The 21,020-nt window shown below is 74.6% G+C and carries 22 protein-coding genes, 1 tRNA gene and 1 riboswitch; of the genes, 5 read left to right on the top strand and 18 right to left on the bottom strand.

Annotated elements, in window-relative coordinates; all coding sequences use genetic code 11:
- Positions 1 to 81: 81 nt before the first annotated feature.
- Positions 82 to 864 carry an NRDE family protein gene (locus tag KV557_RS30600; protein ID WP_218204796.1) on the bottom strand — a complete coding sequence of 261 codons (783 nt, stop codon included), beginning with the start codon at positions 862 to 864 and terminating at the stop codon, positions 82 to 84.
- A gap of 147 nt (positions 865 to 1,011) precedes the next feature.
- Between KV557_RS30600 and KV557_RS30605 the strand changes: the two genes are divergently transcribed.
- Complete coding sequence (locus KV557_RS30605; protein ID WP_218204797.1) at positions 1,012 to 1,500, top strand: carboxymuconolactone decarboxylase family protein; 489 nt, start codon at positions 1,012 to 1,014, stop codon at positions 1,498 to 1,500.
- A 9-nt stretch (positions 1,501 to 1,509) separates the two neighbouring features.
- Positions 1,510 to 2,337, top strand: a complete 828-nt coding sequence (locus tag KV557_RS30610; RefSeq protein ID WP_218204798.1) for an isocitrate lyase/PEP mutase family protein — start codon at positions 1,510 to 1,512, stop codon at positions 2,335 to 2,337.
- 54 nt (positions 2,338 to 2,391) lie between these two features.
- On the opposite strand, the gene KV557_RS30615 is transcribed toward KV557_RS30610, so the two are convergent.
- From KV557_RS30615 to KV557_RS30660, 11 genes are all read right to left on the bottom strand, one after another.
- On the bottom strand, positions 2,392 to 2,649 hold the full coding sequence (locus KV557_RS30615; protein ID WP_218204799.1) for a hypothetical protein: 258 nt from the start codon (positions 2,647 to 2,649) through the stop codon (positions 2,392 to 2,394).
- Between the two features lie 43 nt (positions 2,650 to 2,692).
- Complete coding sequence (locus KV557_RS30620) at positions 2,693 to 3,799, bottom strand: cytochrome P450 family protein (RefSeq protein ID WP_308130149.1); 1,107 nt, start codon at positions 3,797 to 3,799, stop codon at positions 2,693 to 2,695.
- A complete protein-coding gene (locus tag KV557_RS43225) occupies positions 3,763 to 5,226 on the bottom strand; it encodes a cytochrome P450 (protein ID WP_256178182.1) in 1,464 nt (487 codons plus the stop codon). The genes KV557_RS30620 and KV557_RS43225 overlap by 37 nt, the downstream gene beginning before the upstream one ends.
- A complete protein-coding gene (locus tag KV557_RS30625; RefSeq protein WP_374106695.1) occupies positions 5,223 to 5,849 on the bottom strand; it encodes a GTP-binding protein in 627 nt (208 codons plus the stop codon). Before KV557_RS30625 ends, KV557_RS43225 begins: the two co-directional genes overlap by 4 nt.
- Positions 5,827 to 6,174 (bottom strand): DUF742 domain-containing protein, encoded by a 348-nt coding sequence (locus KV557_RS30630; protein WP_218204801.1) that lies wholly within the window; start codon positions 6,172 to 6,174, stop codon positions 5,827 to 5,829. Before KV557_RS30630 ends, KV557_RS30625 begins: the two co-directional genes overlap by 23 nt.
- Positions 6,171 to 6,584, bottom strand: a complete 414-nt coding sequence (locus KV557_RS30635; RefSeq protein ID WP_218204802.1) for a roadblock/LC7 domain-containing protein — start codon at positions 6,582 to 6,584, stop codon at positions 6,171 to 6,173. The genes KV557_RS30630 and KV557_RS30635 overlap by 4 nt, the downstream gene beginning before the upstream one ends.
- Positions 6,568 to 7,839, bottom strand: a complete 1,272-nt coding sequence (locus KV557_RS30640; protein WP_256178192.1) for an ATP-binding protein — start codon at positions 7,837 to 7,839, stop codon at positions 6,568 to 6,570. Before KV557_RS30640 ends, KV557_RS30635 begins: the two co-directional genes overlap by 17 nt.
- Positions 7,840 to 8,124: 285 nt before the next feature.
- Positions 8,125 to 9,234: a PP2C family protein-serine/threonine phosphatase gene (locus KV557_RS30645; protein WP_218204804.1), complete on the bottom strand. Its 1,110-nt coding sequence runs from the start codon at positions 9,232 to 9,234 to the stop codon at positions 8,125 to 8,127.
- Positions 9,235 to 9,613: 379 nt separating this feature from the next.
- Positions 9,614 to 10,183, bottom strand: a complete 570-nt coding sequence (locus tag KV557_RS30650) for a TetR/AcrR family transcriptional regulator (RefSeq protein WP_218204805.1) — start codon at positions 10,181 to 10,183, stop codon at positions 9,614 to 9,616.
- Positions 10,184 to 10,217: 34 nt separating this feature from the next.
- Positions 10,218 to 11,045 carry an alpha/beta fold hydrolase gene (locus KV557_RS30655; protein WP_218204806.1) on the bottom strand — a complete coding sequence of 276 codons (828 nt, stop codon included), beginning with the start codon at positions 11,043 to 11,045 and terminating at the stop codon, positions 10,218 to 10,220.
- Between the two features lie 139 nt (positions 11,046 to 11,184).
- Complete coding sequence (locus KV557_RS30660; RefSeq protein ID WP_256178183.1) at positions 11,185 to 11,463, bottom strand: YiaA/YiaB family inner membrane protein; 279 nt, start codon at positions 11,461 to 11,463, stop codon at positions 11,185 to 11,187.
- 256 nt (positions 11,464 to 11,719) lie between these two features.
- Positions 11,720 to 11,878, top strand: a riboswitch (cyclic di-AMP (ydaO/yuaA leader).
- A 12-nt stretch (positions 11,879 to 11,890) separates the two neighbouring features.
- Here KV557_RS30660 and KV557_RS30665 point away from each other — a divergent pair.
- Positions 11,891 to 12,724: a M23 family metallopeptidase gene (locus KV557_RS30665; protein ID WP_308130150.1), complete on the top strand. Its 834-nt coding sequence runs from the start codon at positions 11,891 to 11,893 to the stop codon at positions 12,722 to 12,724.
- A gap of 143 nt (positions 12,725 to 12,867) precedes the next feature.
- Here KV557_RS30665 and KV557_RS30670 read toward each other — a convergent pair whose 3' ends face one another.
- Complete coding sequence (locus KV557_RS30670; RefSeq protein ID WP_218204808.1) at positions 12,868 to 13,740, bottom strand: hypothetical protein; 873 nt, start codon at positions 13,738 to 13,740, stop codon at positions 12,868 to 12,870.
- A gap of 240 nt (positions 13,741 to 13,980) precedes the next feature.
- Here KV557_RS30670 and KV557_RS30675 point away from each other — a divergent pair, with 240 nt between their 5' ends.
- Together KV557_RS30675 and KV557_RS30680 are read left to right on the top strand one after the other, a co-directional pair.
- Positions 13,981 to 14,718 carry a sensor domain-containing protein gene (locus tag KV557_RS30675; protein ID WP_218204809.1) on the top strand — a complete coding sequence of 246 codons (738 nt, stop codon included), beginning with the start codon at positions 13,981 to 13,983 and terminating at the stop codon, positions 14,716 to 14,718.
- A 109-nt stretch (positions 14,719 to 14,827) separates the two neighbouring features.
- Complete coding sequence (locus KV557_RS30680; RefSeq protein WP_218204810.1) at positions 14,828 to 15,586, top strand: phage tail protein; 759 nt, start codon at positions 14,828 to 14,830, stop codon at positions 15,584 to 15,586.
- Positions 15,587 to 15,641: 55 nt separating this feature from the next.
- Here the strand turns inward: KV557_RS30680 and KV557_RS30685 are convergent, their stop codons facing one another.
- The 5 genes from KV557_RS30685 to lhgO form a co-directional block, all read right to left on the bottom strand.
- Positions 15,642 to 16,790, bottom strand: a complete 1,149-nt coding sequence (locus KV557_RS30685; protein ID WP_218204811.1) for a hypothetical protein — start codon at positions 16,788 to 16,790, stop codon at positions 15,642 to 15,644.
- A 484-nt stretch (positions 16,791 to 17,274) separates the two neighbouring features.
- Positions 17,275 to 17,348 (bottom strand) — tRNA-Met (locus KV557_RS30690).
- A 50-nt stretch (positions 17,349 to 17,398) separates the two neighbouring features.
- The gene (locus KV557_RS30695; protein ID WP_218204812.1) at positions 17,399 to 18,709 is read right to left on the bottom strand and encodes a PrsW family intramembrane metalloprotease; all 1,311 of its coding nucleotides are present in this window, start codon (positions 18,707 to 18,709) and stop codon (positions 17,399 to 17,401) included.
- A 115-nt stretch (positions 18,710 to 18,824) separates the two neighbouring features.
- Complete coding sequence (gene trmB / locus KV557_RS30700; protein ID WP_308130151.1) at positions 18,825 to 19,655, bottom strand: tRNA (guanosine(46)-N7)-methyltransferase TrmB; 831 nt, start codon at positions 19,653 to 19,655, stop codon at positions 18,825 to 18,827.
- Between the two features lie 91 nt (positions 19,656 to 19,746).
- The gene (gene lhgO, locus KV557_RS30705; RefSeq protein ID WP_218204813.1) at positions 19,747 to 21,015 is read right to left on the bottom strand and encodes an L-2-hydroxyglutarate oxidase; all 1,269 of its coding nucleotides are present in this window, start codon (positions 21,013 to 21,015) and stop codon (positions 19,747 to 19,749) included.
- Between the last annotated feature and the right edge of the window lie 5 nt (positions 21,016 to 21,020).

Raw genomic sequence — 21,020 nt, forward strand, 5'->3', positions numbered from 1 at the left:
GAAGGTTCAAGTGGGTTGTGCCGGCAGGTCGTTCCCTGACAGCAATTTCGTCTGCGGGAGCTCGTGCCGCCGACGCGGCTGTCAGCCGAGCGGCACCCGCCGCCACGCCCCGCCCCCGGCGGGCACCGGGGCCGGCCCGAAGTCGTAGCGCAGCCGGTCCGGCCCGACGGCGAGCAGCGAGACGGAGGACGAGCCCCAGATCCGCCCGTCGCCGAAGTCGCGCCGCTGGATCAGCGCCGCGTCGTCGTCCAGCGCCAGCCCGTCCCCGGAGACGATCGGCAGCCAGGCGCCCCACGCGGCCTCGGTGGGCCCGTCGCCGGCCGGTTCGGGCCGGGGCGCGGCGGCGAACCGGGCGCGGAAGTGGTCGGCGCGGGCGGCCATCAGGGCGCGGATCCGTTCGGAGGTGGTCCGGCTCTCGGCGAGGCCCTCCAGCCCGTCGTTGAGCACCACGCTGAGGCCGGCCGACAGCTCGCGCTCGGACAGCCGTCCGTCGCCCCAGCTGGTGACCCGGGCGCCGTGCGGCCCGGCCAGGACGAGGTGGAACGGGTCGTACGGGGTGAGGTCGAGGTGGCCGATGCCGCCCTCCCGGACGGCCGTGAGCGGGAGTTCGCCGCGGGAGAGCCGGGTCTCGGCGGGGGCGAGCGGCCCGAAGCCGTTGAGCAGGCAGGCGGCGGCCCGGCGCTCGGGGTCGACGGCGAACCAGGTGCCGCCCGCGGCGAGGTCGAGCCCGCCGATCAGGGACGGCCGGTCCGGCCAGTGGTGGTCCGGCGGGAGCCAGCGGCGGCCGAGGTACTCGTCCCGGACGGAGAGCAGCAGGACGGGTACCGCCGCCCCCGGCTCGATGCTGACGAACGCCGTACACACGATCCTGGCCCCCTGACCTCGTCCTGCCAGTGATCCTCGCACGTCCGTTCGCACACCGGAATGGCGAGTCGCGTCCGGAATTGGCCCAGGGACGCGGGTGGTGAATGCACCAGGCCAGGGGGCCACTCCCTGCCTAGGCTGGTGGCCATGACGACGACGAACGAGACCGCAGCCACCGACACCCCCGTGCCCGCCCCCGAGCAGCGCATCTCCGTCCCGCAGCTCGCCCCTGACTACTACCAGGCGATGTTCGCCGTGGACCGCGCCTCCCGGATCGGCCTCGACCCGAAGCTGGCCGAGCTGGTCAAGGTGCACGCCTCGATGATCAACGGCTGTGCCTTCTGCATCGACATGCACGCCACCGACGCCGTGAAGAACGGCGAGCAGGACCACCGCCTGGTCTCCCTCCCGGCCTGGCGCGAGACCCCGTGGTTCACCGCGAAGGAGCGCGCCGCGCTGGCGCTCACCGAGTCGGTCACCCTGCTGACCCAGGGGCACGTGCCGGACGCGGTGTACAACGAGGCCGCCGCCCAGTTCGAGGAGGCCGAGCTGGCCCAGCTGATCGCGCTGATCGCCACCATCAACGCCTGGAACCGGATCGGCGTCGCCTCCCGGCTCAGCCCGGCCGCCAAGTAGGGGCCGGCGATGACGAGCACCCCACAGGAGAAGGCCCGGCTCCTCCGCGAGCTGCACCGCCCGGGCGAGCCGCTGGTGCTCGCCAACGCCTGGGACGCGGTGAGCGCCCGGCTGGTCGCCGCCGCGGGCGCCCGGGCGGTCGCGACGGCCAGCGCGAGCGTCTCGTGGACGCTCGGCAGCCCGGACGGCGGCGGCGCCGACCGCGAGCAGGTGCTGGCGCAGACGGCGCTGGTGGTCCGCGCGGTGGCGGAGCTGCCGGTCACGGCGGACCTGGAGAGCGGCTACGCGGCGACGGCCGCCGGAGTCGGCGAGACGGTGGCCGCGCTGCTCGCCACCGGCGCGGTCGGCGTCAACCTGGAGGACGAGGGCCGGCCGCTCGCCGAGGCGGCCGAGCGGATCGCGGCGGCCCGGGCGGCGGCGGACGCGGCGGGCGTCCCGGCCTTCGTGAACGCGCGAACCGACGTGTTCCTCCACCAACTCGGCGATCCGGATGGCCGGTTGGACGAAGCGGTGCGTCGACTGCTGGCCTACGTCGAGGCGGGCGCGGACGGCGTGTTCGTCCCCGGCGTCGCCGATCCGGCGACGATCGCCGCGCTGGTCGAGGCGGTCCCCGCGCCGCTCAACGTGCTGGCGGGGCCCGGCTCCCCGTCCGTCCCGGAGCTGGCGAAGCTCGGCGTCGCCCGGGTCAGCCTCGGCCCGGGCCTGGCGAAGGCGGCGTTCGCGGCCGTCCGCCGGGCCGCCGAGGAGGTGTACGCGAGCGGCACGTACACCGCCCTCGACGGCGGGCTGACCTACCAGGAGCTCAACGAGCTCTCCCGGAGCCGACGGCAGGGCTGACGGCAGGGCTGACGGCAGGACTGACCGGACGGGGGTCGGTCAGTGCGGCCGGGCTCAGCCGATCTGCCCGCTGAGCCCCGGGTGGGTCATCTGGTTGGTCCCGACCTGCTCCACCTCATGGGCGGTGTGCCCGACCACCGGCAGCTTGCCGGCCGCGTGGATGGCGAGGTCGGCCGGGGAGAGGTTGAGGCCGTCGGTGAGGCCGCCGGTGGCGTCCGGCGAGGCCGCGGTCTGGGTGGTGGCGGAGGCCGCCGGGGCGGCGAGGGCGAGGCCCGCCATGGTGAGGGCGGCCAGGGTGGCGAGTTTCTTCATGCCCTGCCGAACGACCCGGGCCGCCCTCAGGTAACCGGGTGGCTCAGACCGTCACCCGCAGGGTCCGCACGCTGTTGCTGATGAACGAGGCGATCGGCTCCGGCGCCTCGCCCTCCGCGAGGGCGAGGCCCGGGAAGCGCTCGAACAGGTGCCGCAGCGCGGTCTCCGCCTCCAGCCGGGCCAGCCCGGAGCCGAGGCAGAAGTGCGGGCCGTGGCCGAGCGACAGGTGCCGGTTCGGCCGCCGGGTGAGGTCGAAGCGGTCGGCGTCCGCGTGGTGCCCGGAGTCGCGCCCGGCCGCCGCGTACGAGGCGATCAGCGCCTCGCCGCGCGGGATCACCACGTCCCCGACCTCGATGTCCTCGATCGCGTACCGCAGCGGGAACTGCCCGACCGGGGAGTCGTAGCGCAGGGTCTCCTCGACCACCGCCGACCACGGCTGCTCGCCGTCCAGCACCAGCCGCAGCTGCTCGGGGTGGGCGAGCAGGGCGCGGACGGCGTTGGTGATCAGGTTGAGCGTGGTCTCGTGCCCGGCGACGAGCATCAGCAGCAGGGTGCCGACCAGCTCCGCCTCGCTGAGCCGGTCCCCGGACTCGCGGGCGGCGATGAGGTCGGTGGTCAGGTCGTCGCCGGGCTCGGCGCGCTTCGCCGCGACCACGGACGCGAGCAGCGTGTTCAGTCCCCGCTGCGCGGCGACGGCCGCTTCGGGGGTGGCCGCGCTGGAGACCAGCGTGTCGGACAGCTCGTGCAGTTCGTCCTGCTGCTGCACCGCGAGGCCGAGCAGTTCGCCGATCACCTGCATGGGCAGCGGGTAGGCGAAGTGCTTGCGCAGATCGAACTCGCCGTCCAGCTCGGCGACCTCGTCGAGCAGTGCGACGGTCCTGGCCTCGATCGCGGGCGCCAGGTCGGCGATCCGGCGCGGTGTGAAGGCCTGGCTGACCAGGCCGCGCAGCCGCCGATGGTCCTCGCCGTCGGCGGTGACCATGCCGGGCACGGTGATGAAGTTGAGCAGCGGCCAGCCCTCCGGCAGGCGGCCCTCCCGGAACGTCGTCCACAGCTGGGCGTTCTTGCCCACCCGGGGATCCGCGAGCAGCGCCTGCAGGGTGTCGTGGTGGGTTATCGCCCAGACCACCACCCCGCCAGGGAGCTCCACCTGGACCGCCGGGCCGGCTTCCCGGAGCCGGGCGTTCTCTCCGTGCTGGTCGCGTCCGAAGGGGTCGAGCCGGACGGGCCGGACGGGCCGAGGGCCGGTTCCGGGGGGAGTGGCGGCGGAGTCCATGCGGGCCTCTCGGGGGCTGGCGGGCGGGGCGGGGTGAAGGCGCTGTAGAGCACCGGCAGGCCGAGCAGGGCGCGCGACCACGGCGACGGGCGCCAGGACAACTCACTTGGCGGGACGGCGAGTTGGAGGTCGGGCAGGCGGTGCAGCAGGGTCTCGACGGCGGTCTCGACGATGATCCGGGCCGGGTGCTGGGCCGGGCAGACGTGCCGGCCCGCGCCCCAGGCGAGGTGGGCGCGGTTGCCGCCGAGCGAGCCCTGCGCGGCGGAGGCGACGCCCTGGGCGGCCGGGTCGGCGTTGGCGGCGGCCAGGCCGAGCACGAGCATGTCCCCGGCGCTGATGTACTGGCCGCCGAGCACGGTGTCGGTGGTGGCCCAGCGGCCGGGGAAGTTCTGCGTCGGCGGGTCGCGCCAGAGCACCTCCTCCAGCGCGTCGGAGACGGTGAGCCGGCCGCCGGTGAGGGTGGCCCGGAACCGGCGGTCGGTGAGCAGCAGCCGCAGCGTGTTGCCGGTCCAGTTGATGCTGGTCTCGTTGCCGGCGACCAGCATCACCACCAGGTGGTGCACCGCCTCCTCGTCGGTCAGCGCGGCCGGGTGGGCGAGCAGCCAGGAGGTGAGGTCGGCGCTCGGGGCGGCCCGGCGGCGTTGCACCAGGTCGACCAGGATGGCCTGGAACTCGGCGTTGGCGCGCACCGATTCGGCGCTGCTGTCCACGAAGTGGCTGATCAGCTCGATCAGGTGCGGGCCGGCCGCGGCGGGCAGGCCGACCAGCTGGGTGAAGACCAGGAGCGGCAGGGCGCGGGCGTACTGGGTGACCAGGTCGGCGGTGCCGTCCGGACCCCAGCTGTCGATGAGGTCGTTGGCGGCGGCCTCGGTGGTCTCGCGCAGCTGGCGGTGGTCGATCTGGGCGAGCGTGTCGGCGACGGCGGCGCGCAGCCGCTGGTGCTCGGCGCCGTCCAGATTGAGCAGGGTGGGCCGCCACGAGGTCATCGGGGCGAGCCGCGAGTCGGGGGCCAGCCGGCCCTCGGCGGGCACCCGCCAGCGGCGCGAGTCCTTGGAGAACAGCTCCTCGTTGCGGGTGAGTTCGAGCAGTTCGGCGTAGCCGAGGACGAGCCAGGCCTCGACCCCGGGCTCCAGCTCGATCGGCGCGACCGGTCCGTACCGGGCGCGCAGCCGGGCGTACAGGCCGTGCGGGTCGTCGGCGACGGCGGCGCCGTACAGGGGCGTCAGCGGGACGCCCGCCGGCAGGCCGGCGCCGTGCGCGACCGGGCAGCCGGAGGCCCTCGGCGGTTCGGGCGCGGTCATCCGTGCAGCTCCAGGACGGACATCCGGTGCAGGTGGTCGACGAAGTCGATCAGCAGGTCGTACGACTGGCGGCGGTCGCGCGCGTCGCAGTACAGGATCGGCACCTCGGGCAGCACGTCGAGCGCCGAGCGCAGCTCCTCCTCCGGGTAACTCGGCGTGTCCGGGAAGGTGTTGACGGCCACCGCGAACGGGATCCGCTGCTCCTCCAGCCGGCCGAGCACCTCGAAGCTCTCGTCCGGCCGGCGCAGGTCGACCATCGCGATGGCGCCGAGCGCGCCGCGCGACAGGTCCTCCCACAGCGGCCAGAACCGCTGCTGCCCGGGCGTGCCGAACAGGTACAGCGCGAGCCGCGGGTTGAGCGTGATCCGGCCGAAGTCCAGCGCGACCGTGGTGGTGGTCTTGTCGCCGCGCCCGGTGAGGTCGTCGACGCCGCTGCTGGCGGCCGTCATGGTCTCCTCGGTGCGCAGCGGGGTGATCTCGCTGAGCGAGCCGACCAGCGTGGTCTTGCCCACCCCGAACGGGCCGGTGACCAGGATCTTCACCGCGCCCTGGACCGAGGACGGCAGGTACTGCGGGTCGGCCGGCATGTCGGCGGGGGCTTCAGCGGAGTTGGCGGAGGCCAACGAGCACCTCTTCCAGAAGGGTTGTGGGCAGGCGTTCGGCCTGCGGGACGGGCGGGAGCACCTGGACGGCGCCGAGGTCCCAGAGGTCGCCGACCAGCACCTTGACGACGCCGAGCGGCAGCCCCAGGTGGGCCGCCACCTCGGCGATGGACAGCAGACTCCGGCAGAGGCCGAGGATCCGCCGGTGCTCCCGGTTGAGCAGTCCGTGCTCGGGGAGCTCGGGCGGGTCCGGTAACACGCTGACCAGGCTCTCGATGGCCAGCTCGGCCCGGGTGGACCGGCTGCGGCCACCGGTGATGACGTACGGCCGGACCGGCCCGTTCACCGAAGGCCCCCCGCCGCGTGGTCGACCCGCGGCGGGCTGGTGAGGTGGCTGCCGATCCGCTCGACCAGGACCTGCATCTGATAGGCAACCAGGCCGGCGTCCACCGCCTCGCCGGTCACCACGGCCAGGTGCGCGCCGGCCCCGGCGGCCACGATGAACAGGTAGCCGCCGCCGTACTCGATGATGATCTGCCGGGTGGCGCTGCCCGGGCCGCCGAAGCCCGTCGCGACCCCGCGGGCCAGCGACTGCAGGCCCGAGCAGGCGGCGGCGAGCCGCTCGGCGTCCTCGCGCACGATGCCCGGGGTGCGGCCGATCTCCAGGCCGTCGTTGGAGACGACGACGGCGTGCTGGACCTCGGGGACGGCGACGATGTCGGCGAGCAGCCAGCCGAGATCAGGGGTGGTGGTCATGGAACTCTCCGGAGCGCTGGGGAAGTCGGGGGGACGCGGGTTGGGAAGGGTCGGTGTGGGCCTGCGCCCGGGCGGCCGAGCGGCCGCTGGCGGTGCCGGCCTGGAACATCGCCATGAACGCCTGCGCGTCCCGGGCCGAGCGGTACGGCGGGGCCGCCGGCGGCGCGGGAGCGGCGTGCTGCGCGGGGCGGTCGGCGCGGTCGCGCCGGTGGCTCCGGCGGGGCAGCGGCGGCGGAGTGGGGCCGCCCGCGGGGGGAGGGCCGGCGGGCGGTGGGGTCTCCACCAGGGGGTGGCCGCCCGCCGGGGAGGGCTGGCGGGGGCCGGTGCTGAACGCCCGGTCGTCCGGCCCGAGGCCGGGGACGGTGGGCGGCAGCGGCTCGGTGAGCAGCGCGTTCGGCAGCAGCACGACGACGCGCACGCCGCCGTACGGTGACGGCGCGGAGCTGAGGGTGACGCGGAAGCCGTACTGCTCGGCGAGCCGGCCGACGGCGGCGAGGCCCAACTGCGGGACCTCGCCCAGCCGGGACACCTCCAGCGTGCTGCCACCGGCGAGCGCGGCGGCGGCCTTGGCGACGGCCTGTTCCGGCATGCCGACGCCGCCGTCGTCGATCTCGATGACGGCGCCGTTGTGCACCGGCATGAGGGTGACGAAGACCTGGGTGCTGGGCGGGGAGTAGCGGGTGGCGTTGTCCAGCAGTTCGGCGACGGCGTGGATCAGCGCCTCGGCGGCGGCGCCGACCACGGCGGTCTCGATCCGGCTGCGCACCACCACCCGCTGGAACGGCAGGATGCGGGACTGGGCGCCGCGGACGACGTCCTCCAGAGAGACCGGTTCCGGCCAGTGCCGCCCGGCCCGCGCGCCGCACAGGACCGCCAGGGTCTGCGCCAGCCGGGCCTGTTGGGCGGCGGCGTGGTCGGCCTTGAGCAGGCCCTCCAGGAGCGCCGGGTCGTCGTGGGTGCGCTCCATCTCGTCGAGCAGGGCCTGCTGGTCGTGGGCCATGACGAGGATCCGGCGGGCGACGCTGAGGAAGGCCCGCTGGGTGGAGGCGGTGAGCTCCTGCTCCTGCTGAACGGCGGCCAGGTCGGCGCCGCGGAGGGAGAGTTCGGCGGTGAGCTGCTCCTGGAGCCGGGCGACGTCGCGGCGCAGCCGGTCGGCCCGGCGGCGGTGCGTGACGGAGACGGCGCGGTAGTGGGCGGCGGCCACGAGGGCGAGGGCGGCGAGCGCGCCGGTTGCCGTTACGCACCACTGAGTCATCGTCACGCGGCGAATTCTAGGGTGATGATCCTACGAAGGTGTGAACGGATCTCGCCAAGTGACCGGATCTCGTCAATATCCAGTCAATACGGCCTCATTCCAACCTCGTTCGCCCCCGATCCGGACGCCGAGCGGGCCCGCTTTCCCCCGGAGCAGGGCATGGCGGGCACTTCGGGCACATGCCGGTTGGCCGAGTTGCGTCCCGGGATATGTGGGGAACGTGTGCACGGTGTTACGGGAGAGGTGACATCCGGTGCAGGAGCAGCAGGGCGAGCCCGTGAATGGTCACCCGGGCGTTCCCACCCGTCGCACCAGCACCAGCGTCCGGTCGTCCGAGACGTTCCGCGCCACCGTCCGGACCAGCCGCTCCGCCGCGCCCCGGGTCAGCTCCTGCTGCGTCCGGGGGGTCCGCACCTCCGGCTCCGCGGCCGCCAGCAGCCGGACCACCCCCTCGTCCAGATCCCGGCCCGGCACCTCCACCAGACCGTCGCTGAACAGCAGCAGCGAATCCCCGTGCGCCAGCCGGCCGGTCGTCCCCGGATACGGTGCGCCCGGAAGCAGGCCCAGCGCCGGGCCGCCCGGTCCGGACAGCTCCCAGGCGTCGTCCGCCCGTTGGTACTGCACGGGCTGCGGGTGGCCGGCGTTGAAGAGGCGGTACTCGCCGGTCGCCGGGCGCAGCGCGAGATGGACGGCCGTCGCGAAGTGGTCCTCCCAGCCCATCCGGACCAGGTGGTCGTTGGCCGCCGGCAGGAACGCCTCCGGCGGCACCCGGCCCAGCAGCATCGCGAACGCGCCCGACAGATGGGTCGACCGGGCGGCGGCCCGGCTGCCCTTGCCCGACACGTCCACCAGCAGCAGCTCCAGCAGATCGTCCTCGGGGCGGTGGGCGCAGAGCAGGAAGTCCCCGGAGAACGAGGCGCCGCCGGCCGGGGCGAGCGCACTGTCGAAGTGCCAGTCCAGCAGACGGTCCGGCAGCCGGGCCAGGGTCCGGGTGTGCTCGGCGAGTTCCAGCAGCATCGAATCGCCCTGGGTGCCGCGCAGCCCCAGCCGGTGCCGGAACCGGTTGGCCACCAGCACCGTCGCCCCAGTCGCGGCCAGCACGACGGTCACCCCGAGCCGCACCCCGACCGGATCCTGCATCACCGCGCCCAGGACGCTCCCCGCCAGCGCCGCACACACCAGCACCAGCAGCCGCCCGCGCGGCAGGACCAGCCCCCCGACCACCAGCGGCAGCACCAGCGCGGACGGCGGCCAGCTGTACGGCAGCACGATCGGCAGCAGCCCGAGCACCACTGTCAGCGCCAGCAGCACCACCAGGGTGTCCCGCCCCGCCCGCGCATCCCCGTCCAGCAGCCGCCGATACCACCGCCGCACCCTCGCTATCAGTGCGGGCACAAGGGACCTCCGCCAGAGGGGGCGGTCCCCGGTCATGACCACCATTCAGCCCGGCCACACTAACCCGTCCACCCCCACCAGGAAGCCCCCCGCCCCGCTTCCCTGCGCGGCCCCCCGCCCACGCCCGCAGGAAGCCCCCCGCCCCGCTTCCCTGCGCGGCCCCCCGCCCACGCCCGCAGGAAGTCGGCGGGCCCGACTTCTCGCGCGGGGCGCCGCTTGGCCGTCCGGCCCGTTCGCGCTCCTGAGTGGTGCTGCTTGCCCGTGTTGGTGCGGTCGTCGGGCGCCGGAAGTCGGCGAGGCCGACTTCCGGCGCAGCGTCCGGCCCCGCCCCGCCCCGCCCCGCCCCGCCGATCGGCGGCGCGGGCCGGCTTTCAGGGGCTCAGGGCTTGGGCCAGGTGTGGAGGCCGCTGGTGAGCGTGGCGATGAGGCGGTCGTGGGTGGTGGTCAGGTCTTCGGCCAGTTGGAAGGCGCCGGCGATGCGGAGGGAGGCGAAGCCGTGGGCGAGGGAGCGGACGGTGCGGGCGGCGTGGATGGCTTCGGAGCCGTCGAGGCCGTACTCCCGGAGGACCGCGACGATCACCCCGACCAGCCGGGCCGCGGCCTGGTTGAGGTCGTCGTCGGGCTGCGGTGCCTGGGGGAGGGCGTTGTAGCGGTGCGGGTGTTCGGTGGCGTAGGCGTGGTAGGCGCGGAGAACGGCGGCGACCGCCGCGTCCCCGCTGCGGCCGACGGCGGCGTCGGCGAGGCGGGCGGCGAGTTCCTCGGTGACCCGGACGGCGATCAGCCGCCGCAGTTCGGTGAGCCCACCGCGGACGTGCTTGTACAGCGAGGGGGTGGCGACGCCCGCCCGGGCGGCGACGGCGGCGAGGGTGAGGGCGTCGGGGCCCTGCTCGTCGATGAGGGTGAGGGCGTGGTCGACGACCTGCTCGGGGGTCAGTCCGACTCGGGGCATGGTTCGGTCTCTCCGTGAAGCGTGGTGGCCGGGATCAGGCGATCTCGGCGAGGAAGGGCAGCAGGGCGTCGGCGGTGGCCTGCGGGTTGTCGGCCATCGGGTAGTGCCCGGACCCCTCGATCATCACCTTCCGGGCGTTGAGCGCCGCGACCTGCCGGTCGGCGACGACCTCCGGCTTCGGGAAGTCGGGGTCCTCGCTGCCCATGACGACCAGCGCCGGGCACCGCACCGCGACCGTCCAGCCGATCGGCGAGGCGTCGCCGCGGACGTGCCCGCGGATGGCGGTCCTGCGCCCCGGCGTGCGCATCGCGGCGACCAGCCCGTTCACGTACGCGTCGAAGTCGGCCGGCCGGTTGCCCGGGTAGGCCATCTTGCGGTGGTAGAAGCCCCAGAACGCGGGCGAGTGGACGAGCATCGTGCCCATCACCCGGACGACGCCGCGCATGAGGGCGTTCTGCGGCAGGTTCTCGACGAAGGCGTCGATCAGGGCGATCCCGGCGACCCGCTCGGGGGCGTCCCCGGCGACCTTGACCACCGTCGCGCCGGTGTAGGAGTTTCCGACCAGCGCGGCGCGCTCGATCCCGAGGTGGCCGAGCAGGGCGAGGACGTCGGTGGCGATGGCGGCCGGGGTGTAGTCGTCCCAGACGATCGAGGACTCGCCGAAGCCGCGCAGGTCCATGGTGATGACCCGGCGGCCGGCGGCGGTGAGCAGCGGGCGGAGGTGCCGGTACGCGGCCCGGGTGTCGAGCATCCCGGGAAGCAGGACGACGGGGACGCCGTCGCCCTGCCGGGTGTCGTCGAAGGCGAGCCGGCCGCCGGGGACGTCGAGGTACTGGGTCGCGGGGGTGACGGTGCCGTTCATGGTGGGCCTCCTCGGTCCGCTGCTGCGGGTCATCGGCGGTGCTGCCGATAGCCATAAAGCTAAGGCTAATAGCCTTAGCCGTCAAGCTGTCGGCGCGACGAGGCCGCGGAGGCGCTCCCTCGGGTCCCCTCGGGTCCCCTCAGGCCCCCTCGACCCTGAACGGGTCGTGCTCGCTGAGCAGCTTCTCCAGCCGGGCCTGGTCCACCCGCGTGACGATCTCGTTGGACTCCTGCCGGTCCCGGATCACCTTGGCGAGCGTGAACGAGGAGGTGACGGTGTAGAGCAGGCCGAGCCCGAGGAAGGCCCGGGTCCAGCCCTCGACCGGCAGGTAGGCGATCCCGACGGCGAGGGTGGTGCCGGACAGGGCGAAGGAGAGTACGGCCTGGACGTAGTACGCGGCCGTGGTGCGTGACTGCATCGGTGCGTTCATGGCGCCAGAATGGCGGCGGCCCGGCCGGCCGCGCATGAGTAGAAGTACTCAAATGCTGGGTCGTTCGTTGACGTCCAATCACGTTAAGTAGTGTCAGGGGTGGTCAAGAGCCGCAAAACGGCCATAGGGCACAAGCCGCCCGTGCGGTTGTCGGCCGTCCCGGGCGGATGGCTTGGAATCAGGGGCTCCTGGGATTAACGTCTGATAACGCAGCGCGGTCGTCAACGCCGTACCCAGACGGCACCGTGCGCCGTCGCCTAATCCCGCCGGCCGGCCTCCGGGCAGGTCAGGGAGCCGGGGAACCACGTTCCTTGGGGTGAATCGGCGGGGCTCCGGCCCGGCCGTAGGAGACCTTCCTGCTCCGAACCCGTCAGCTAACCCGGTAGGCGCGAAGGAAGGAAAGGAGCACGCCTCCGTGGCGTCGACGCACACCCCGGCACACCCCGCCGGCTCCGCAGCCGGTACCCAGCTCCTCGACCACCCGCGCCCGGCCGAGAGCGAGATCGCGGCCCCGGAGGCCGAGGCCAACCGGCACCGGATGCCGCGTCAGACCCGCGGGGCCTCCCCGCTGCTCGGCGTCACCGCCGTCGCCGCCACCCTGGGCGCCACCGGCTTCGCCTCCGCCACCCCGGCCGCCGCGCCCGCCATCGAGGCCTCGGACGAGGCCCCGGCCGGCCTCTCCGCCGACCCCGGCCTCGCGCTCGCCGCCCGCATCCAGCAGCAGGCCGACGGCCAGCGCACCGCCGCCGACGAGAGCGCCCGCCTGCAGGCCGCGAAGGAAGCCGAGGCCAAGGCCGCCGCCAAGGAGGCCGAGGCGAAGAAGGCGGCCGCGGAGGCCGAGCAGGCCAAGGCCGCCGCCCTCACGCTGCCGGTGCGCGACTACAACCTCTCCGCCCACTACGGCCAGAGCGCCCGCTACTGGGCCCACCTGCACACCGGCCTGGACTTCGCCGCCGACACCGGCACCGCGGTCTACGCGGTCGGCCAGGGCACCATCACCTCGGCCGGCTGGTCCGGCGCGTACGGCTACCGGATCGTCGAGACCCTGCCCGACGGCACCGAGATCTGGTACTGCCACCTCTCCTCGATCATCAAGGGCTCGGGCCAGGTCGCGTCCGGCCAGCAGATCGGCAAGGTCGGCGCCACCGGCAACGTCACCGGCCCGCACCTGCACCTGGAGGTCCGCCCCGGCGGCGGCGCCCCGGTCGACCCGGAGACCTGGCTCCAGCAGCGCGGCCTCAACCCCTGACGAGTACCCCTGACGAGTACCCCTGACGAGTACCCCTGGCGAGTACCCATGATGGGAACTCCGACGGACGAGAACCCCTGACGCCTCCCGTCGAGCCCCGGCCGTACGCGACGGCCGGGGCTCGACGGCCGGGGCTCGACGCCTCACTCCTCCAGCAGCTGCGCCACGTACGCGTCGATCTCCGCCTGCCCCGGCTCCGGCGCGAGCTCCGGGAACTCCTCCACCAGCAGCCGCGGCAGCCCCGGGACCGTCCACTCGCCGTACAGCGCGAGCGCCGCCTCCGCCGCCGCGTCCTCGAACTCCCCGAAGTCCCCGGCCAGTTCGTCCGGCATCGGCCGCCCCAGCGCGGTCAGCTCGGCCAGGTTGCGGTAGCTGCGCCGCATCAGGCCCTGCTCCAGCAGCCGCCGCGCGCCGTCCGTGGCCATGCCGACCGAGAGCACCCGGGCCGGGCTCCAGCCCTGCTCGTCCGGCTCGTCCAGCCACCCGGCCGGCGCCAGCGCCGCGAACGCGGCCAGCCGCTCCTCCTCCGCCAGCTCCCGGAACGCGGCGAGCCAGTCCCGTACGGCCGCCTCGTCCGCGACGTCCACGCCGTGCGCGTGCAGCAGCAGCGCGTACAGCCGGGGCCAGGTCACCAGGTCGGCCCGGCGCAGCAGCCCGGCCGCGACCTCGCCCTGCCACTCGGCCTCGGCGTGCAGCCGCTCCTGGCGCTTGGCGTTGAGCCGCTTCGCCGCCCGCTGATGGTCGATCAGCAGCCGTACGGCCGCGCCGTACGCCAGCGGGTCCTCGTCCGGCGCGGGCTGGACGTACAGGTAGAGCCGCTCGTAGAGCAGGTGCTCCACCGCGGGCGAGGTGAGCTCGGGCCAGCCGTCGTGCATCCTGCCCTCGCCCAGCTCCAGCAGCGCCAGCACCGAACGCAGCGGCGCCTCGGCCACCGGGGTGCGGCCCTCCGCCGCCGCCCAGGCGAGCAGGTCGGCGGCCTTGGTGCGCGGGGCGAGCCGCAGGTCTTCGTCGTTCATAAGCCGAACGGTAACCGCTGACCGGGGGTAGGGTCGGCAGCCATGGTCCCCGTACGACTCACAGGCCCCAGGCCGGCCATCCGCGAGTACTCGCTGCTCGCCGACGAGTGGCCGGGGGCGGGGGGTTAACCCCACCCCGGATCCGCCAGGCCTCCGGATGCCCCCGGCGACGCCTCCCCGGAAGACTGGGACACGTCAGCATCCGAAGCACCGAACGACGACGAGACCGAGGCCGGGGACATGAGCAGCAGCCACACCACGCAGGACCGCGAGCAGGACGGCCTCCACGGTGACAGCGGCCTCCACCCCACCCGCGCCCGCCGGACGGAGGAGCCGCCGCCCTTCTGGCGGGCGCCGTTCTCCGCGCACTACTACCGCGAGGTCGGCTACGTGCTCACCGGCCTGCCGGTGGCGATCGCCGGCTTCGTTGTCGCGATCCCGCTCTTCGCGCTGGGCCTCGGCACCATCGTCACGGCCCTCGGCCTGCCCGTGCTGGCCGGGCTGACCGTCGCCGCCCGCGGCCTCGGCCGGCTGGAGCGGTCGCGGGTGCGGACCATGCTCGCCCTGGACGTGCCCGCCCCGGCGCCGGTGCGCCAGGTCCGGCCGGGCACCTGGGGTGCGATCACCGCGCGGATGGCGGACGCGGCCGGGTGGAAGGCCGTGCTGTACCAGGTGCTGAACTTCCCGTGGGCGGTGCTCAGCTTCGTGCTGACCCTGGTGTTCCAGGTACTCGGCTGGGCGCTGCTGCTCTACCCGCTGTACCACTGGGTCTTCGCGACCTACACCCCGTGGCCGGGCGCCCGGCTGTTCGACTACCGGGACAGCAAGGGCGTCGAGCATGTCTACTACATCCAGGGCGTCTGGCAGATCGCCGGGCTGGCGGTGGCCGGTCTGCTGATCATCCTCCTCACCGCGCAGCTGGTCCGCGCCCTGACCAACGTCAACCGGGCCGCCGCTCGGGGCCTGCTCGGTCGCTGAGCCCGACCGACTACAACGGCCCCGACGGCCCCGACCTACCGCAACGGCCCCGCCCGCGCCCCGGACCACTCCGGATGCGGGCGGGGCCGGCCCGTGTTCGGATGGCCGGGTGGCCGACGACACCCCCGCCGTGGACCCGGGCCTCCTGGTCACCTCCCGCCCGCTGGACGAGTACTGCGGGCTCTTCGGCCTCACCCGCGCCCGGCTCGCCGCCGTGCCCGGACCGGTGCTCGACTGCCCGGGCGGCGCGGCCGGTCTGCCCGCCGAGGCCCGCGCACTCGGCTGCCACGTGATCGCCGCCGACCCGGCGTACGCCCTGCCCCCGCCCGAGGTCGCCGCCCACGCGCTGGCCGCCCGGGCGGCGATGGCCGCCGCGATGGCCGCCCGCCCCGAGCTGTACCCGCCCGCACGGCTGCGCCCGTACGACCGCTACCTGCGCAGCTGGGACCGCGCCCGCCGGCTGTACACCGCCGACTCGGCCGCCCACCCCGAGCAGTACGTGGCCGCCGCACTGCCCCGGCTGCCGTTCGCGGACGGCGCGTTCGCCCTCACCCTGAGCGGCTACCTGCTCTTCGCCTACCCCGAACGCTTCGGCCCGCGGCGGCAGTTGGACGCGCTGGTGGAACTGGTCCGGGTGACCGCCCCGGACGGCGAGGTGCGTGTCTACCCGCTGCACGACGGCCACGGTCGCCCCTGCGGCCGCCTCGACGCCCTGCGGTACGCCCTCGGGGAGCGCCGGATCGCCAGCGAGATCCGCCGCTTCCCGCGCGCCGAGGACGGCCGCACCCGCCGCGTCCTGGTGCTGTGCGCCGCCGACCACCGCCGTCGGGCCGCCGGTAATAGCCAGCAGGCGGGCGGGTGCATCTGATGATCGCCTCGCCCATGGAGACGAGGTGGGAGCAGCCCGAACTGCACTTCGCAGTCTAGGAGTTATCCGCAGCGGTCGGAGCCGGAGCCGGAGCCGCAGCCGGAGCAGGAGTCGAGACGGCCGGCGGCTGCTGCTGCGGCGGCAGGAAGGCCGTCCCCTCCAGGCGGGACAGTATTTTCTCCGCCAGCCAACTCCGGTCGCTGCCGTACGGAATGCCGTCAGGCAGCACCAACTGCCCCGCCACCGCGTCCCGCAGCCGCTGCCCGTCGGCGGCGGGAAGCCGGGAGAGCAGCCCCCGGGCGGCCAGCAGCGCGTGGTACTGCTCGAAGCCCGAGCGCGGGTGCTCGATCGCGTCCAGCACGCTCGGCAGGTCGGCCAGCGCCGAATCGCCCTGCATCAGTGCGAGCGCCTGGATCCGTCGCCCCTCCGAGCCGTCCGCGTACAGCTCCCGCACCTGATCGGCGGTGAGCGCCGAGCGGCGCGCGGTCGACCGGACCTCGGCCACCACGCCCTCCGGCCCGCAGGACGTGGACGACGCGGGCGCCGACGAGGGCGGCAGCTGCCCGGCCAGCGCGGCCGGCTGGTCCGCGCTGCCGCCCAGCAGCCCGAGCTGCTGCATCGCGCGCACCCGCAGGTCGTCCGCGCCCACCTTGTCGCCGCGCCGGTCGCGGTCCTGCCCGGCCAGGAAGAGGTCCAGCGCCTGGTCCGCGTCGGTCAGCACCTGCGGCAGCGCGAGCCTGGTCACCAGCCAGCCCGCCAGGAAGCCGAAGACCAGGAAGTACAGCACCAGCGCCGCCGCGAACGGCACGGCCGCGTCCTCCCCGCCCAGCGCGGGCGCCAGCGCCGTGCCGAGCTGGTGCAGCCGCTCGCCGAGCGAGCCGAGCTGGGTCAGCCCGACGCCGAGCAGGACCTTGGTCAGCCAGTCCGACACCTGCTCCAGGTTGGTGTTCGGCGCGTACGAGCCCTGCGGCTCGGCGGAGCCGCTGCGTACGCGCGGCACCCCGAACAGGAAACCCAGCGCACCGCCCACCACCGTCGACGCCCCGGCCACCACCAGCCCGCCGCCCAGCGCCTGCCAGGCCTGCGCCCGCCCGAGCGAGAACAGCAGCAGCCCGAGCAGCCCGGTCCCGAGCAGGACCCCGGCCGCGGTCCACTGCGCCGTCCGCAGGGCCGCCGTGCCGCCCCGCCGCCGCGTCTTCGCCATCGCCTACCCCCTGTGCCCGCGCCGCTCCGCTCCGGAACCCGGGCCGACTCTAGCGCTGCGGCCCCACCACGGGAACGCCTCCGGGCCGCCCCCGCTACGACGAAGGTGCACCGGAAGAGACAAAGGCGCACCTGAGAGACAAAGGTGCCCGGAAAAGCAGACAGCCCGCGGGCTGCTCCTCCGCGCCGGCCCGTGCACTGGCCTGGCGCCGAGGCACCGGGGATGAACCGGTGAGCCCGCGGGCCGGGTGACTGCTATGGATTTCGCCTGCCGGGGACCTGGGGTCCCACCCTGCGCAGGCAGGGGCGGCTCTAGCGAGCAGCCACCTCACACATCCTGATGGAACTCAACTCAGGATCACCTCCTTTCAGTGTGCGGCCACGATAGGCAGGTCACCCGGAGGAGGGCAACGGATTATTCGCGGCCGGCCCGGGAAACGCGAAAGGCCCGGAGGACGAATCCTCCGGGCCTTTCGGCTACTGAGTAGCGGGGACAGGATTTGAACCTGCGACCTCTGGGTTATGAGCCCAGCGAGCTACCGAGCTGCTCCACCCCGCGTCGGTGAACACAACAATACGTGGAAGTCGCCCGGATGGGAAATCGGTTCTTCACCGGGGCTCGGCGGAGCGCTTCCCGCCTCTGGCGGCGTGCCGGGCGGTTCGGGATCTGGCCCAGGCGGCGAAGCAGATCAGCGCGGCGAAGCAGGGCACCATCAGCACCGCGTACACCAGCAGGAAGCCGTGCGTGCCGAGGTCGGCGGCGGCGTTCCAGGTGCCGTGCAGGACCATCGCCAGCAGCAGCCCGATCGGGGCGGCGATCCGGGCCAGCCAGCGGCGGTGGGTGGTGAGCGCGACGGCGAGGCCGAGCCCGGTGAGGGCGGTGAACAGCGGGTGGGCGAAGGGGGAGAGCAGGCCGCGCAGGACGAAGGTCTGGACGGTGCTGTCGAAGTCGCGCAGGCTGGGCGGCTCGCCGAGGCCGATGCTGTCCAGCCGCTGCTGCTGGTCGCTGGTGAAGGCCCGGCCCAGGTAGAGGGCGTTCTCGGTGAAGGCGAAGCCGCAGGCGGCCATCCCGCCGAGGACCACCCCGGCGGCCAGGGTGCGCGGCCGGGAGCGGGGGTGCCCGCGGTCGCCGGGCGGCGGGGCGGGGCGCAGGTACGGCAGCGGGCGCAGGTAGGGGCGCAGCCCCAGCCGTCCCCGGGCGTGCGGACCGGCGGGGCGGCGCGCGTACGGTCGGGGGCGCCGGGGGCCCGGCAGGCGGTACAGCAACGGCGCGCAGGGGCGCCCGTCCCGGAGGCCGCGGCAGCGGAGCCGTCCGCCGATCGGTAGCAGCAGGACGAGCAGGGCGGTGCCCTTGGCGGTCTCCTCGATCACCGGGGTGACGATGCCGGCGCCCAGCAGTTCGCCGAGCGGGCCCTGGTGGGCGGTGAGGTGGCTGCTGGTCCAGTTGTTGGCGAGGATCGCGACGGTGGTCGCTGCGCAGGCGCCCCAGCCGAGGCAGAACACGGTGTGCCGCAGCGGCACCCGGGCGGTCAGGTTGAGCCAGGCGAGGCCGCCGAGCACGAACGGCAGCGGGACCATTGCCAGGCCGAGGCCGACCAGCAGCCCGGTGGTGCCGGTCTGCCGCTGGACCAGCTGCAGGATCAGGACCCCGCAGCCGGCCAGGGTCAGGACGGCGGTCGCGGTGACGGAGGGAAGCGCCAGCGAGCGGGTGCGCCGGAGGAGAGTGGACTGGAGGAGGGCGGACCGGAGGACGGCGGGCCGCGCCGGGGCGGACCCGGTCGGCCACGGCACGAACCGCTGGACCCGACGCCTCCGGGGCCCCGGGATGGTCCAGGTGCCGCCGGTGCGCGGGGCCGTCTCCGGTGCGTCAGCGGCGGCCTGGACGGTGGCCCGGAACCCGCCGCCGGACGGGCTGCTCACCCGGCACAGGGTAGGCCACGGCACGGGCCCGCCGGGAGGACTCGGGACGAATCGTCCGCGTCGCGCGGGGCCCGTCGATCATGGCGGGGAGGGCCGTTCGAACGGCCCCGGAGGTTCAGCGGCGGCGGAACAGCAGGTCGTGGACGACGTGGCCCTTGGCGATCCCGGCCCGCTCGAACTTGGTGACCGGCCGCCACGCGGGCCGCGGCGCGTACCCGGGGATGCTGCCGTCCGGGTGGTCCGCGGGCTCCAGCCAGCCGGTCCCGTCACCCTCGGGGTGCAAGTTCTCCAGCTCCGGCGAGGCAGACAGCACGGCCAGCATCTGCTCGGCGTACGGCTCCCAGTCGGTCGCGCAGTGCACCAGGGCGCCGGGGGCGAGGCGGGGCAGGACGAGGTCGAGGAAGGACTCCTGGATCAGCCGGCGCTTGTGGTGCTTGGGCTTGGGCCACGGGTCGGCGAAGTAGACCCGCAGGCCGGCCAGCGAGGCGTCCGGCAGCATGTCGCGCATCAGGATGACGGCGTCGCCGGCGGCCAGCCGGACGTTGTCGGAGCCGTCGCGCTCCAGCAGGCCGAGCAGGTTGCCGTGGCCGGGCGTGTGGACGTCGGCGGCGAGGATGCCCATCGCCGGATCGGCGGCGGCCATCGTGGCGGTGGTCTCGCCCATGCCGAAGCCGATCTCCAGGGTGACCGGCCGCTCGCCGAACAGCTCGCGCAGGTCGAGCGGGCTGCCGTCGATCGGTATGCCGTAGGTCTCCCAGCCCCGGTCCAGGGCGCCCGCCTGGGCGTTGGTCATCCGCCCCCGGCGCGGCTGGAAGCTGCGGATGCGCCGCTCGCGGTGCTGGGCCTCGGTCGCCTTGTGCGGGTACATCGGCGCGGGGTAGCCGGCCGGCGCGGCGGACAGGCGGGCGGACGGCGTTTGCTGGGGGATGGGGGCGGTGGCAGTCACAATCCCCCGAGTCTACGGGGCCGCTGGGCACCTTCCGCAGGGCCTGTGACCGGGCTCATTCCCGGGCTCGCCCTCAGGCTTGTCCCCGCGCTCACCCTCCGGCCTCCAGTGCCGCCAGCGCCCGCCGGGCCACCTCCCGGCCGATCGGCAGGGAGGCCGTCGCGGCGGGGGAGGGGGCGTTGAGGACGTGCACCAGGCGGCGCGGGGAGCGCGGGTCGTCCGGGTCGAAGCCGGCGAAGGCGAAGTCGTCCAGCAGCGAGCCGTCCCTGGCCACGGCCTGGGCGCGTACCCCGGCGGCGGCCGGCACCAGGTCGTCGGCGGTCACCGCGGGCAGCAGCCGCCGGACGGCGAGGGTGAACGCCCGCTTGGACAGCGAGCGGTGCAGCTCGCCGACCTCGTACCGCCAGTGCCGCCGCACGATCCGCCAGGTGCCCGGGAAGGCGAGCGTCCCGGCCAGGTCGCGCGGGCGGACGGTCCGCCAGTCGTACCCCTCGCGGGCCAGCGCGGGCACCGCGTTCGGGCCGACGTGCACGTCCCCGTGGATGCCCCGGGTGAGGTGCACGCCGAGGAAGGGAAACGCCGGGTCGGGTACCGGGTAGACCAGGCCGCGCACCAAATCCCGTCGCTCCTTGGTGAGTTCGTAGTACTCGCCGCGGAAGGGGACGATCCGCACCCCCGGGTCGTCGCCGGCCAGCCGGGCGATCCGGTCGCTGTGCAGCCCGGCGCAGTTCACCAGCACCCGGCAGCGCAGCTCCCCGGTGGAGGTCTGCACCGTCACCCCGTCCGCCCGCCGGGCCACCGCCCACAGCTCGATGCCCGTTCGCAGCTCCGCGCCGGCCTCCCGGGCCAGCCGGGCGTACGTCGTGGCGACGGCCGGGAAGTCGCAGATGCCGGTGGTGCCGACGTGCAGCCCGGCCAGACCGGCGACCTCCGGCTCGTACCGCGCGATCCCGGCCCGGTCGAGCTCGGTGACCGGGATGCCGTTGGCCCGGCCGCGCTCGGCCAGCGCCGCCAGCCGGGGCAGTTCGGCGGGGTCGGTGGCCACGATCAGCTTGCCGGTCACCTCGTACGGGATGCCGTGCTCGCGGCAGAATTCCACCAGCTCGGCGGCGCCCGCCACGGCGAACCGCGCCTTGTACGAGCCGGGGCGGTAGTAGACGCCGCTGTGGATCACCCCGCTGTTGCGCCCGGTCTGGTGGGCGGCGAAGCCGGGCTCCTTCTCCAGCACCGCGAGTCGCAGCCCCGGCCGGGCCCGGGTGAGCGCGTACGCCGTGGCGAGGCCGACGATCCCGCCGCCCACCACCAGCACGTCGAAGTCGTACGCCACCGCCCGCTCCTCGCAGTCCGTCCGGCCCGCCATCCTTG

Origin of the sequence: Kitasatospora aureofaciens (assembly GCF_019192735.1) — a bacterium.
Lineage (GTDB): Bacteria > Actinomycetota > Actinomycetes > Streptomycetales > Streptomycetaceae > Kitasatospora > Kitasatospora aureofaciens_A.